17 protein-coding genes are annotated in these 12789 nt (G+C 60.7%); 6 read left to right on the top strand and 11 right to left on the bottom strand.

Annotated elements, in window-relative coordinates; translation table 11 throughout:
• Positions 1 to 61 precede the first annotated feature (61 nt).
• From SIC14_RS02730 to SIC14_RS02685, 10 genes are all read right to left on the bottom strand, one after another.
• Positions 62 to 358 carry a chorismate mutase gene (locus SIC14_RS02730; RefSeq protein ID WP_058245546.1) on the bottom strand — a complete coding sequence of 99 codons (297 nt, stop codon included), beginning with the start codon at positions 356 to 358 and terminating at the stop codon, positions 62 to 64.
• Positions 351 to 953, bottom strand: coding sequence for a GNAT family N-acetyltransferase (locus tag SIC14_RS02725; RefSeq protein ID WP_412564311.1), 603 nt, complete (start codon positions 951 to 953; stop codon positions 351 to 353). Before SIC14_RS02725 ends, SIC14_RS02730 begins: the two co-directional genes overlap by 8 nt.
• Complete coding sequence (locus SIC14_RS02720) at positions 953 to 1474, bottom strand: GNAT family N-acetyltransferase (RefSeq protein ID WP_412564310.1); 522 nt, start codon at positions 1472 to 1474, stop codon at positions 953 to 955. Before SIC14_RS02720 ends, SIC14_RS02725 begins: the two co-directional genes overlap by 1 nt.
• Positions 1471 to 2022 (bottom strand): GNAT family N-acetyltransferase, encoded by a 552-nt coding sequence (locus SIC14_RS02715; protein ID WP_412564309.1) that lies wholly within the window; start codon positions 2020 to 2022, stop codon positions 1471 to 1473. The genes SIC14_RS02720 and SIC14_RS02715 overlap by 4 nt, the downstream gene beginning before the upstream one ends.
• Complete coding sequence (locus tag SIC14_RS02710; RefSeq protein WP_412564308.1) at positions 2019 to 2564, bottom strand: GNAT family N-acetyltransferase; 546 nt, start codon at positions 2562 to 2564, stop codon at positions 2019 to 2021. The genes SIC14_RS02715 and SIC14_RS02710 overlap by 4 nt, the downstream gene beginning before the upstream one ends.
• Complete coding sequence (locus SIC14_RS02705; RefSeq protein WP_412564307.1) at positions 2561 to 3145, bottom strand: GNAT family N-acetyltransferase; 585 nt, start codon at positions 3143 to 3145, stop codon at positions 2561 to 2563. Before SIC14_RS02705 ends, SIC14_RS02710 begins: the two co-directional genes overlap by 4 nt.
• Positions 3146 to 4678 (bottom strand): signal recognition particle protein, encoded by a 1533-nt coding sequence (ffh, locus tag SIC14_RS02700; RefSeq protein WP_412564306.1) that lies wholly within the window; start codon positions 4676 to 4678, stop codon positions 3146 to 3148.
• A gap of 237 nt (positions 4679 to 4915) precedes the next feature.
• Positions 4916 to 6121: a hypothetical protein gene (locus tag SIC14_RS02695; protein ID WP_412564305.1), complete on the bottom strand. Its 1206-nt coding sequence runs from the start codon at positions 6119 to 6121 to the stop codon at positions 4916 to 4918.
• 108 nt (positions 6122 to 6229) lie between these two features.
• Positions 6230 to 7300 (bottom strand): alcohol dehydrogenase family protein, encoded by a 1071-nt coding sequence (locus SIC14_RS02690; protein ID WP_412564304.1) that lies wholly within the window; start codon positions 7298 to 7300, stop codon positions 6230 to 6232.
• 147 nt (positions 7301 to 7447) lie between these two features.
• On the bottom strand, positions 7448 to 8044 hold the full coding sequence (locus tag SIC14_RS02685) for an FMN-dependent NADH-azoreductase (RefSeq protein ID WP_412564303.1): 597 nt from the start codon (positions 8042 to 8044) through the stop codon (positions 7448 to 7450).
• Positions 8045 to 8270: 226 nt separating this feature from the next.
• On the opposite strand from SIC14_RS02685, the gene SIC14_RS02680 reads away from it, so the two are divergent.
• Together SIC14_RS02680 and SIC14_RS02675 are read left to right on the top strand one after the other, a co-directional pair.
• Positions 8271 to 9149 (top strand): LysR family transcriptional regulator, encoded by an 879-nt coding sequence (locus tag SIC14_RS02680; protein ID WP_412564302.1) that lies wholly within the window; start codon positions 8271 to 8273, stop codon positions 9147 to 9149.
• The gene (locus tag SIC14_RS02675) at positions 9146 to 10048 is read left to right on the top strand and encodes a DMT family transporter (protein WP_412564301.1); all 903 of its coding nucleotides are present in this window, start codon (positions 9146 to 9148) and stop codon (positions 10046 to 10048) included. Before SIC14_RS02680 ends, SIC14_RS02675 begins: the two co-directional genes overlap by 4 nt.
• Here the strand turns inward: SIC14_RS02675 and SIC14_RS02670 are convergent.
• On the bottom strand, positions 10045 to 10413 hold the full coding sequence (locus SIC14_RS02670; RefSeq protein WP_412565812.1) for an ArsR/SmtB family transcription factor: 369 nt from the start codon (positions 10411 to 10413) through the stop codon (positions 10045 to 10047). The genes SIC14_RS02675 and SIC14_RS02670 overlap by 4 nt on opposite strands.
• Before the next feature lie 87 nt (positions 10414 to 10500).
• On the opposite strand from SIC14_RS02670, the gene SIC14_RS02665 reads away from it, so the two are divergent.
• The 4 genes from SIC14_RS02665 (at position 10501) to SIC14_RS02650 (ending at position 12789) form a co-directional block, all read left to right on the top strand.
• Positions 10501 to 10974 carry a MarR family winged helix-turn-helix transcriptional regulator gene (locus SIC14_RS02665; protein ID WP_412564300.1) on the top strand — a complete coding sequence of 158 codons (474 nt, stop codon included), beginning with the start codon at positions 10501 to 10503 and terminating at the stop codon, positions 10972 to 10974.
• A 33-nt stretch (positions 10975 to 11007) separates the two neighbouring features.
• Positions 11008 to 11721, top strand: coding sequence for a deiodinase-like protein (locus SIC14_RS02660; RefSeq protein ID WP_412564299.1), 714 nt, complete (start codon positions 11008 to 11010; stop codon positions 11719 to 11721).
• Between the two features lie 55 nt (positions 11722 to 11776).
• The gene (locus tag SIC14_RS02655; RefSeq protein ID WP_412564298.1) at positions 11777 to 12253 is read left to right on the top strand and encodes an N-acetyltransferase family protein; all 477 of its coding nucleotides are present in this window, start codon (positions 11777 to 11779) and stop codon (positions 12251 to 12253) included.
• 206 nt (positions 12254 to 12459) lie between these two features.
• Positions 12460 to 12789, top strand: a complete 330-nt coding sequence (locus SIC14_RS02650; RefSeq protein ID WP_412564297.1) for an AtpZ/AtpI family protein — start codon at positions 12460 to 12462, stop codon at positions 12787 to 12789.

Here is a 12789-nt window from a genome sequence, read left to right as displayed (position 1 = left end):
GCGTGTGCCGGCGGTGCCGGCAATTTCTTTCCAGTTGCTTCCCCAGAGGGAGGAGGCGGGGTTACTCCTGGTGTTTTTTGTGGTGCTGAATGACTTCAGCGATGATGAAGTTCAGGAACTTCTTGGCGAAATCGGGGTCCAGGTCGGCCCGGTCTGCCAGATCTTCTAGCCGTGCGATCTGTTTGGCCTCGCGGGCCGGATCGGACGGGGGAAGGTCGTGCGCCGCTTTCAGCTTGCCCACGGCCTGGGTGTGCTTGAAGCGCTCCCCCAGCGTGTAGACAAGGATGGCGTCCAAACGGTCGATGCTTTCGCGGTGCTCTTTCAGCAGCTCCGCAGCGCGGGATACGGCGTCAGTCAAGGGCGAATCCTTTCGGTTTGAACAGCGGGTCGGCGTAGTTGGCGATTTCCATCTCAATGCCGTGGCTCAGCTGGCTGCCTGCCAGCTGGTCGGCGGAGGGATGGCGGTAAACGATGTCATGGCCGTCGACGGTTGCGGCGCCTTGATCCTTTGCAGCGCCCAGACGTTCGGCTAGGCGGATGGAATCCAGGTTCTTTGGATCGATGTAAGATACCGCAGTGGTCCACCCCATGTTGGAATAGAGGTAGTTGCGCACCGCATGGGTGGCTTCCAGCGCATAGCCGTGACCGGCCACTTCGGGCCAGATGATCCAGGCCAGTTCGGCCTCGGGCCATTTGGCGGGTTTCCAGCCACCGGCCATGCCCAGGGTCTTGCCGCTGTCGCGGTCATAGATCACCCACATGCCATAGCCGCGGATCTGCCAGTGGCCAATCTCTGCCGCATAGAGCATCCAGGTTTCATAATCGTTCAGCGGGCCACCCATGAAACGGGCGCGGTAGCTGGTAAAGGTCGATTTGAAGCTGGGATACGCCTCGGGCGTCGGGCCGCGCAGGATCAAACGCTGGGTTTCCAGAACGGGAATGGTGACGGGCATCAGCTGACCTCCCATTCTGCATGGCGATAGATCCGCACCGGATGGCCTGAGATGTCGCCATTCCGTTCAAAGGTTGCACCCAGACGTTCGGCCAAGGCAATCGAACGGGTGTTGCCCGCATCGATATGGCTGATCGGCGCGGTGATGCCCCAGGTGGCGGCAGCGTGTTCACGCACTTTCTGAGCCGCTTCAAAGGCATAGCCTTTGCCCTCGGCCGCCTCATAGAGGTTCCAGCCCAGTTCCGGCTCGCTCCAGCCTTCGGCATCTACAATGCCCAGACCGCCCACAACTTCGCCGGAAGATTTCTCTTCCAGCATGTAGAAACCGTAGCCCTTGATGACCCACTGACCAATCATCGAGGTCAGCTTGCGCCAGGTGTCCAGACGGCTCAGCGGGCCGCCAATGAACTGCGCGCGTTCACTGCCCCAGAAGGCAATCAAGCCTTCCAGATCCCGTTCCTGCGGCTGGCGCAGGATCAGACGCTCTGTTTCGAGCGTTGGGATGGGCAGATCAAAGCTCATGCTGCGGCCTCCGCATCTTGTTTGCGGGCTGCTGCCGGGGACAGGTGGCGCCAGACCTCCATCATGCCGAAATCCGGCACATCATAGGTGGTTTCCAGCTGTGCCCCCATACGACGCGCCAAGGCTTTTGACGGCTCATTCTCAACCGAGATCTGCGAGATGGCGGTTTGCCAGCCCAGCACTTCATAGGCGTGACGACGCACGGCAAAGGCTGCCTCGGTGGCAAAACCACGGCCCTGCGCATAGGGCATAAGAGCCCAGGAAATTTCCTCTTCGCGCCACCCCATCGGGTTCCACAGGCCAACCCGGCCCAGATAGGCGCCGGAGGCCTTATCCTCAACCGCCCAGAAGCCATACCCGCGCAGCACCCAATGGCCGATCATCACGGCCAGGGTGCGCCAGGTGGCAGACGCCTCCTGCGGGCCACCAAGAAAACGGGCCTCATCGCTCGCATAGAACACCGATTCCGGCTCGAAATCCGCGGCGCGTGGGGCGCGCAGGATCAGCCGCTCGGTCTCCAGCTGGGGGATGTTCAGCGCAACGCTCATGCGTAGCTCTCCATACCGCCATCTGCGATGTCTGCCGGGGCCATGTGGCGCCAGATTTCCACGTCGCCAAAACGGACGTGGCTGAAGATCCCGTCCTGCTTGGCCCCCATCCGCTGCGCCACCTTGCGCGAGGGATGGTTGTCCGGGGCGACCAGCGAAATTGCGGTCTGCCATCCCAGAACGTCATAGGCGTAGCTGCGTGCGGCCAAGGCGGCTTCGGTGGCATAACCTTTGCCGCCAAACCCGTCGAACAGATCCCAGCCGATTTCGGCCTCGGGCCAGCCTTCAGGGTTCCACAGACCGACCATGCCACAGGGCTTGCCGGTGTCTTTCTCCACCACAGTCCAGCGGCCGTACCCCATCAGGTTCCAGTGACCGGCCTCCAGCGCCAGGTGACGCCAGACCTTTTCGCGGTCCATCTGACCACCGACAAAATGCGCCCGCTCCGAATCGTAAAAGGCGCAGAGCGCGGGGAAATCGTCCAGCGAAGGCGCGCGCAGGATCAGCCGTTCTGTTTCAAGGGTCGGGATGGTCACGGTCATGACGGATCTCCCTTTTTCGGGGCATGGCGCCAGATGTTTGTCTCGGGATCGCTGGCCTCGGGATCGATGAAGGCCCCCAAACGTTCCGCCAGCAGGGCAGAGCGGGTGTTGGCGGGGTCCACACAGCTGACCAGAACCGGCAGTTCCAGATCTTGCAGGGCAAAATCACGGGCCGCTTCTGCGGCCTCGGTGGCGTAGCCTTCGCCCTCAACCTCGGCGGTGAACAGGTAGCCCAGTTCCGGCTCCTGATCGCCGTATTCCATTCCCACCAGCACAAAGCCGATCAGCGCTTCATCGCTGCGGCGTTCCACCGCCCAAAGGCCGGTGCCGCGCAGCAGCCATCCGGCCACATATTGCGAGAAATCCAGCAGCGCCTCTTCGCGGTCAAACGGGCCGCCCAGACCTTCGGCGCGATCGCCCATCAGGATCTCTGCATAGGTTGGGAAATCGCTGAGCGTCGGCGCCCGCAGGGTCAGCCGCTTGGTCACCAGTTCAGGCACAAGGTCAGAGAAGCGTGCCGCGAGGGCCGCTGCTGGCTCCGTGATCGGAGCCTCCCAGGGATATGCCTGAATGTTAGTCACTTACTTCTTCTTTCCGAAACCAGAGAGGCCACCGGGCAATCCGCCCATGCCGCCCAGACCCGGCAGGCCACCGGGCAGGCCCTTGCCGCCGCCCATGGCTTTGGCAGCCGCTTCCAGAGCTTTCGGGTCCAGCTGGCTGGGATCCATGCCACCCATCGCGGCCATATCCGCCGGGGAGCCACCTTTGCCCATCAGGCCCTTCATGGCCTGTTTCATCATCTTGCCTTTGCCCATTTTGCCCATCTTCTTCATCATGTCCGCCATCTGGCGGTGCATTTTCAGAAGTTTGTTCAGGTCGCTGACCTGCTGGCCAGAACCTGCGGCAATCCGTTTTTTACGGCTGGCCTGCAGCAAGGCAGGGTTGGCGCGTTCTTTTTTGGTCATCGACTGGATCAGTGCGATCTGGCGCTGGATCACCTTGTCGTCCATACCGGCATCCTGCACCTGCTTGGCCATTTTGCCCATGCCGGGCATCATGCCCATGATGCCTTCCATGCCACCCATCTTGAGCATCTGTTCCAGCTGCATCTTCAGGTCGTTCATGTTGAACTGACCCTTGGTGAAGCGCTTCATCATCCGCTCGGCCTGTTCGGCCTCGATGGTTTCCTGCGCTTTTTCTACCAGCGCAACGATGTCGCCCATGCCAAGGATTCGGCCCGCGATCCGGTCCGGCTCGAAGGTTTCCAGCGCGTCCATCTTTTCGCCAAGACCGACGTATTTGATTGGCTTGCCGGTGACCGCCCGCATCGACAGGGCTGCACCGCCACGGCCGTCGCCGTCCATCCGGGTCAGAACAACGCCGGAGATGCCGATCTTATTGTCGAACTCCTCGGCCACCTCAACGGCGACCTGACCGGTCAGACCGTCAACCACCAAGAGGGTTTCGCGCGGGCTGACAACGTCACGGACGTCCTCAACCTCTTTCATCAGCACTTCGTCGATCTGCAAACGGCCAGCGGTGTCCAGCATATAGACGTCATAGCCGCCCATGGTGGCCTGCTGTTTGGCGCGTTTGGCGATTTCAACAGGGCTTTGGCCCGGCACGATTGGCAGGGTGTCGACACCGATCTGCTGACCCAGCACGGCCAGCTGATCCATCGCCGCCGGGCGATAAACGTCAAGCGAGGCCAAGAGCACCCGTTTGCCGTCTTTTTCTTTCAGACGTTTGGCCAGCTTACCGGTGGTGGTGGTTTTACCCGAACCTTGCAGACCAACCATCAGGATCGGGGCAGGCGGGTTGTCGACCTTCAGCGCACCAGGATCGCCTTCGCCGCGCAGCACATCGATCAGCGCGTCATGCACGATTTTCACAACTTGCTGACCGGGGGTCACCGATTTGGTCACCGACTGACCGGTTGCCTGTTCCTGCACCTTCTTGACGAAGTCACGGGCCACCGGCAGCGAAACGTCCGCTTCCAGCAGGGCCACACGCACCTCGCGCAGAGCGGTCTTAACGTCATCCTCGGACAGGGCACCCTGTTTGGTCAGACGATCAAAGACACCACCAAGGCGTTCAGATAGATTTTCAAACATCGGCGCCGCTCCTAACTTCACCACATTTCCGATGTCCTACAGGTAGGTAGAACAGCCCCATAAGCCAATGTCCCCCGTGGGCGAAACTCGCTGACGGGGGGCGATCCTTGCAAAGGCGAAGGACCGGAAGACAATTGGGGCTTCCGGATGTTGGGTTGGGCGATACGCCGATTGCAGGGCAGAGTCAAGCGCCGTAGGGGTTTGACCAACTTTTGAGTGGTGGGTTCAGGCGCGCGCTCAGGACTCCTGCGCCGCCATCCGTTGATTAAGCCGCCACAGGCCCCAGGCCAGAGGGATCGCAGCCAACCCGCCCAGCACATAGGCCGCGGGCTCATCGGCGAAACTTTCAAAGAACTGCGTATAGGCGTGGATCGCACCAAAGGTCATCGCGGTGTTGAAAAGCCCGCGTATATTGCGCTGCGCCGACCAGAAGATCATGCCGACCAAGGCAAGGGCCCAGACCAGCGAATAGAGGTTTTCCGAGATCACCAGCGTTTTGGCTTCAAAGGCATCCCTTGCAGCGCGGTACGCGCCCCAGCGGTCGTTGCTCTCTGCGATAGCACTGAAGTCGGTGTAATCAGGCCCCCAGAGGTGCGATCCCACAATGTCCCCCCAAAGCGAGCCAACCAGCGCACACATATTGGCCACCACAAAGGCCAGCACGGCCACCAAGCGGGCATGGCGTGCGGTGCGTTCAGGCACCCGCTGGGCCAGCAGAACGCAGCCCGCAATCAACAGACCCATTTGCAGGATCGTCAGGGTCGGTTCTGGCGAATAGAACACGTAGACCGCATGAAAATAGCCTGATCCGGTGTCCAGCACCTGCGCAAAGGGCACCAGCGACAGGGCCGAAATCAGCCGTACATCGGTGACCCAGCCCGTCGCCAGAACCACCGCCGCCGCATAGAGGAAAAACGCCGCCTTCGCGCCGCCAAACAGCCCCTGTTGTTCCAGCAGCAAGCCAAGGCCACCCAGATGTAGTGCGACCCCGGTGATCAGAATCGCGCCCAGAACAAACCCCGCCGCCGCACTGCCGCGCCTGAGCGCACTGCCGCAAATCAGCGCGATCAGGGCACCGCCAATGGCCAGCACCCAGCCAGCCTGATCTTCGGCCTTGTCGATCAGCTCGACCGATCCACCACCAATCAACATACCTGCCCCGATCAGCGCCGCGGCATTGCCAAAAATCCGGTAATCCGCGCTGCTTTTGTTCAGCACCCAAAGCCCTGCAATCAGGAACAGCAGGCCCAATATGGCAACCGGCAGCGGTTCGGCCAGCAACACAATGAATCCCGCCGTTGCGGCCAGAATGCCAAAGCATAAGACCGAGTTCACCGCCATCGTGATCATTGCCTCACGGGCGCGGCGCTCGATGATTTGGGCCTGTTCAGCGGTAATCACTTCGTCCGAGACGAGTTTTTTGGTGTCAGCGACGGCAAACATAATCGGGCCTATCGTTTTGTTTCAAAGGGATGGCCCGATCCTTCTCAGCTGAGAGCGGCGGGCAGAAATTGGGCCCTACCTAACCCCATTTCGCCGCAATCGGCAAATCTATCCGCTGACAGTGATCCCGATTTTGCCCACATGGGTCTTTTGCAGGAACATCTCTTGCGCGGCTTTCAGCTCCGTCAACGGGTAAGTCGCGGCGAGCGTCGGCTTGACCTCGCCCTGTTCGATATAGCCAATCAGATCCTCAAACACGCTATCCGCCTGTTGGGTGCAGCCATGGAAACTGAGGTCCTTGAGGTAAAGCGTGCGTAGGTCCAGCGGTACGATTGGGCCAGCGATGGCGCCTGACACCGCATAGCGGCCACCGGGACGCAGCGCCTCTAACAGATGTGGCCAGCCGTCACCGCCGACCAGATCCAGCACCACATCAAAACTGTTTTCCGCCAAACGTGCATCGCGGTTCAGGGTCTCATCCGCCCCCAGATCGCGCAGCGCCGCCGCCTTGCTGGCGCTGGTCAGAGCGGTCACATGTGCCCCGCGCCGTTTCGCCAGTTGGATCGCGGCGGAACCAACGCCCCCAGACGCGCCGGTGATCAGCACTCGTTCCGCGCCCAGTCCGGCCCGTTGGATCATCCCTTCGGCTGTCGAGAAAGCGCAGGGAAAACTGGCCAGCTCCACATCGCTAAGATGAGAAGTGATCCGCAAGGCATCCTTGCTGCGGATGGTGGCATATTCGGCAAAGCCGCCATCGCGCTCCGACCCAAAGGTGATCAGCGGCAGGTCAGGATCGTTAGCGCCGGGCGCATGCATCGCGCGGATCAAAACCCGCTCTCCCAGGCGGACGTCAGACACATCTGCCCCCACTGCAACAATCCGGCCACAGCAATCCGCCCCTTGGATGCGCGGGAACTGCAAGGCGCCGGACCAACCGCCATCGGCATCCGCCGCTGCGCCAAACCCGTCGGAGCCGGACGCGGTATCGCCGTCTACCGATTTGGAATACCAGCCGATCCGCGTGTTGATATCGGTGTTGTTCACCGCGGCCGCCCCGACTTTCACCAGAACCTCATCGGCCTTTGGCTGTGGCACCGGCATATCAGAGCGCCATTCCAGGCAGTCCAACCCGCCGTGGCCGGTCAATACCATCGCGTTCATCACTAAGGGCAGGGTCATCGCGTGCGTCCTCACAGGCTCTGTTGCTGGGGAGCTTGGCACGAACCGCCTTGCCGGAGAAGGTGTATCTTTCCCCTACGCGCGCACGAAAAAGGCGGCCCCCGCAGGGACCGCCAATCGCACCTATGCGCTTGTGGGAGCGGGGCCTTAAGCCGCGAGGTTCGCGATGTCCTCATTTGCCGCTTTCAACGAGGCTTCGGCGTCCACCGCGCCCTTGTCTGCCACCACAAACTGGACGTCTGTGATGCCGATAAAGCCCAGCACGTGACGGATATAGCCCGAGGCATAGTCATAATCTGACCCAAACGGCGTCCCGCCCGAGGAATAGGCCACAATCGCGCGGGTGCCTTTGATCAGACCCTCGGGGCCGTTTTCACCATAGCTGAAGGTCACACCGGCGCGGGCGATGTGGTCAATCCAGTCTTTCAACTGGCTGGGGGCAGCGAAGTTGTAGACCGGCAGGCCGATGACAATGGTGTCGGCGTCCTGCACCTCGGCCACCAATTTGTCTGCCAGTGTAGCGGCTTCGGCCTGAGTGCCGTCACGGGCCCCTTCGGGGGTATGTACAGCGGCCAGCCAAGCGCCGTCGATCTCGCCCAGTGTGGCAGTGCCCAAGTCGCGGTAGGTGACGCTGGTGTCGGCATGGGCGGCCTGAAGGCGGTCCACGATGGATTGGGTCAGCCCTTTGGAAACCGAGTTGCCGGCGTTGATCGAGCTGTCGATGTGCAGAATTTTATGGGTCATTGCTTTGGTCCTTTGTGTCTCTATCTCTGTGCGGTCTCGCGCCAAGAGGGGTGTGGTGGTCTGTCTCTGTGCATTTTGCTTGACGTCTGAGAGGAGATTTATATTTTGCGACTGCGAACACAATTTGCGCTTTTCGACAGCTACTGTGATATTTTGCACAGAACGCATCGGACACACCCAGGGGCCGCGCAGCGCGGCCCCGAAAACCGCAAGCAAGGGGATCAGGATGGACAATTGGGATGAGGTGCGGACCGCCTATCAGGTGGCCAAGATGGGCACAGTCAGCGGCGCGGCAGATATTCTGGGTGTGCACCATGCGACGGTGATCCGCCATATCGATGCGCTTGAAGGCCGGTTGGGGGTGAAACTGTTCCAGCGCCACGCCCGTGGCTACACTCCAACCGAGGCCGGCACCGATCTGATGCGGGTGGCCCAGACCACGGATGAGCAGCTCAGCCAGCTGGCCAGCCGGGTCAAAGGGCAGGGCAATGACGTTTCCGGCGAACTGGTGATCACCTCACTGGCCGGGCTGTCAGGTCTGCTGATGCCGGCGCTGGCAGAGTTTCAAGAGAAATACCCGGACGTCATCCTGCGCTTCCTCACCGGCGACCGCCTGTTCCGTCTGGAATACGGCGAAGCCCATGTGGCGATCCGCGCCGGTCGTGCGCCCGAAGAACCGGACAATGTGGTGCAGCCGCTGATGTCGCAGGGCTCCAGCCTCTACGCCACCAAAGGCTATCTGGAAAAGTTCGGCATGCCCGCCTCGGAGGCGGATTTTGCCAAACACCGGTTTGTCTGTTCTGATGACCGCAACAGCCGCGCCCCGTTCAACCGCTGGATCTGGGAAAACATCCCCGAGGAAAACATCGTCTTCCGCTCGTCTGATCCGCGTGCCGTTGGCATGGCGATGCAGTCGGGCATCGGGATTGGCTATGCCACCAAGTGGAGCGCCGAACAGAACCCCGAGTTGGAAAAGATCTGTGCGCATAAAGAAGAGTGGCCTTCGCCCCTGTGGCTGGTGACCCATGTGGATCTGCACCGCACCACCAAGGTGCAGGCCTTCCTGACCCATATTAAAGAGGCGGCCAAGGACTGGTCGATATGACACAGGCCCTGCGCGGCCATCTGGCCATGCTCTGTTTCTCGGCATTGGTGGCTGGGTCGTTTTCGCTTGGCTCCCTGGCGGCCAACCATCTGGCACCGGCAGCGCTGAATGCCTTGCGGTTTGCCATTGCGGCCGGTGTTGTCGGCATGGTGGCGCTGTTCACCGTTGGCCTGCCGCGCAGCATGTGGCAGGCGCCGTGGCGCTATCTGGCGCTGGGCGGGATCTTTGCCAGCTACTTCATCCTGATGTTTGAGGGGTTGAAAACCGCCCCACCCGTGTCGGCGGCGGCGGTTTTTACCCTGACCCCGATCATGAGCGGTCTGGCGGGCTACATCATGCTGCGGCAGATCATGACACGGCATATGGCCGTGGCCCTGCTGATTGGCGGCATTGGCGCGCTCTGGGTGATTTTCCGTGCTGATATTCAGGCGCTTCTGGGCTTCGAGGTTGGTCGCGGAGAGATGATCTACCTACTCGGCTGCGCCGCCCATGCGGTCTATACGCCGATGGTGCGGCTGCTCAATCGCGGTGAGGCAGCGATCCAGTTCACCTTTGGTGTCACGGTGGCCTGCTGTCTGGTCGCCGTAATCTGGGGCTGGCAGGATATCGTCACCACTGATTGGACCGCGCTGCCACAGATTGTCTGGGTGACCATCCTTTATGTGGCGATCTTTGCCTCGGCAGCGACGTTTGTGTTGTTGCAGTTTGCCACCCTGCGCCTACCCAGTGCCAAGGTCATGGCCTACACCTATTTGGTGCCCAGCTGGGTGCTGTTCTGGGAGGTGGCGCTGGGCCACGGCGTACCGCAGGCGTTGGTGATGGGCGGCGTGGCGCTGACCATTGTGGCGCTGCTCATGCTCCTGAAAGACGAAGAGGCTGCCACGGCAAAGGCGGCTTAACCCGCCTTTCCCACCCCGTCAGAGGTGAGGACTTCCGCCTCCTCCTCAGACAACTCTACCTCAAGAAACCGTTCGAAAGCGTCTAGGTTGATCGCCTCGAACTGGCCAAACCCTTGCATCCAGACGCTCGCCTCGCGCAGGGCGTCCGGTTCCAGCTTGCACCATTTCACCCGTCCACGTTTTTCCTGTGAAATCAGGCCTGCATTGGCCAAGATGACCAGATGTTTGGAAATCGCGGCCAGCGACATTTCAAACGGCTCTGCCACATCGGTGACGGCCATGTCATCTTCCAGCAGCATCGACAGAATCTGCCGACGGGTCGGGTCGGCCAGCGCAGCAAACACAGTGTCTAAGGTTGGTTTCAATGCCATGCGCCCTGCCTAGCGGCTGATCTGGGCGGGGGTCAATGGGCGGCGGATCGAATCATTGATTGTATTATGCAATGATTGTATATGGCACATATGAACAATGATGCCCCCCTCCCGCCATTTGAGCCCACAGCCCTGCCACACCATTGGGTCAACCGTCTGGGGTTTGCCCTGCGCAAAGAACTGACCACCCGCTTTCAGGATGCAGGCCTCAGCGCCACGGCAGAGGATTGGGGCACCTTGTTGATCCTATCTCAGGGGGCGCAAACGCCCTCGCAGCTCAGTGACGCCAGCCTGCGGGACCGCACCACGGTGACGCGGCTGGTGGACAGGTTGGTGCGCAAAGGCTGGGTTGAACGCCAACCGGATGCCGAAGATCGCCGCCGTCTCCTGTTGTCTCTGACGGGGGCAGGGCAGGCCGCGATGGCCGAAATGCGCGCCATTGTCGGCCCGCTGATCGCAGAGACCGGCAAGGGCATCTCCGCCCAGGAGCAGCAGATCGCGGTGTCGGTGATGCAACGGATGCTGGCGAACCTGCAGGGACCGACAGTCGACTGATTTTTCACAAGAATTGCATAAGAAGGAACGACTATGTCCGACTATAACTATACCGAGTTCAAGACTGAGGCCTATGACCTCGATCAGTTTCGCGGCCCGATGCCGGGGCAAAAAGCGCCGGATTTCACACTGCACACGGCCGATTGGATTGATCAAAGACTGTTAGACTTCGACGGGGATTTCCTTGTGCTGGAAATGGGCAGCCTGACCTGCCCGCTATTTCAGGGCCGGCGCAACGGGATGGCTGACCTGATGGCGCGCTTCCCCAATGCCACCTTCCGGGTTCTTTACGTGCGCGAAGCTCACCCCGGCGCCAATATTCCCGCGCATAAAACCGCAGAGGACAAATTCGCCTGCGCCACCAGCTTGCGCAACGATCACGAAGGCCGACAGATCCTGATCGATGATGCAGACGGCACGGCGCATCAGGCCTATGGGGGCTATCCGAACTCCGTCTTTATCCTGAACCGACAGGGCTGCGTCCTGTGGTTCACCGATTGGAACAATACCAACGCGGTTGAAAAGGCGCTGACCCAGCTGAGCCAAGGCAGGCCGGCCAGCGCCAAGGCGTTGTTCAAGCCCGTTCCGCCCTGGGTGGCGTTACGGACGCTGTTTCGCGGCGGCAAAGGGGCAACGGCAGACTTCTTTGCTGGCCTGCCCACCCTGATCTGGAAGAACCTGCTGAAACGCAACTGGCGGATCCTCACCGGGCGCGGCAATGGGGTTGCGCCCGACAGCAGCTGTTGAGTTGCGCCGCCGCAACGCCTACCTCTGAGACACATTTTGGACAAAGGACTTTCAGATGCAGATCAGACAGGCGGTTGAGGAAGATGTCATTGGGTTAAGTCACTTGCTGGGGGCGCTGGCTGCCGCTGGCAAACGCAGCTTGCCGTATGATGAGGGCTTTGTTCGGGATCGTTATGTCGCCCACCCTGACAACATTGCCTGCCATGTCGCCGTAGATGACGATGGCAGCCTGTTGGGCATGCAGGTGTTGATGCGCGCGGCCGGGGGCAATGCCTACGGGGTGCCAGCAGGTTGGGGCATCATTGGCACACATGTCGGCCTTCATGCCGCCAGACGGGGTGTCGGCAAGGCGCTGTTTGCCCGGACCCACGCGGCCGCCCAAGCCGCTGGTTTGCCAAAAATAGACGCCACAATGGGCGCCGATAACCCCGAGGCGCTGGGCTACTACGCTGCGATGGGGTTTCAAAGCTACCGCAGCGATGCGGGCACTGTGAGCAAGGCCTTCGATCTCAATGCCGCGACACCGGTTTAGCGAAACTCAACCAATTCGTTAAATATCGCAAAACCCCTTGAAAACGCCCCGTTGCAGCCGTCCAAGCCACAGCGGGGCGCAATTCGCTTTGAAAAAAAAATTTAAAAACAATAGCTTGCATCGTCGTAATTGCCGCATTTCCACCTGTTGACTCTGCGCCTCTGCCCCCTTAGCAAGGCGCCAGTCATCCATAGGGGGCTTTGCGCGTGACCGATCCCGAGCAGAAACAGCAGCTGGAGCAGCTGGAAGCACGGATCGAGGCGGCCAAAGACGCCCAGGCACCGGGGCCCCGCGTGGATGAGCACTATTCAATGGCCAATCAGGCCTGGCGGATGGTGGTCGAATTAGTCTCCGGTCTTGGGATCGGGTTTGGCATAGGGTTTGGGCTGGATAGCCTGTTCGGGACGATCCCGATCTTCCTTGTCACATTTACATTGTTGGGTCTTGCGGCCGGGATACAGACGATGATCCGCACCGCGCGTGAGATCGAAACGCAGAAATTGGCCGAAGAGGCCGAGAACGACGAGAGGGCATAA

It is taken from the genome of Thalassobius sp. MITS945101 (assembly GCF_047123305.1).
Taxonomy (GTDB): Bacteria; Pseudomonadota; Alphaproteobacteria; order Rhodobacterales; family Rhodobacteraceae; genus Thalassobius.
The sequence above is the reverse complement of the archived record's forward strand: the minus strand, read 5'-3'. Positions and strand labels throughout refer to the sequence as shown.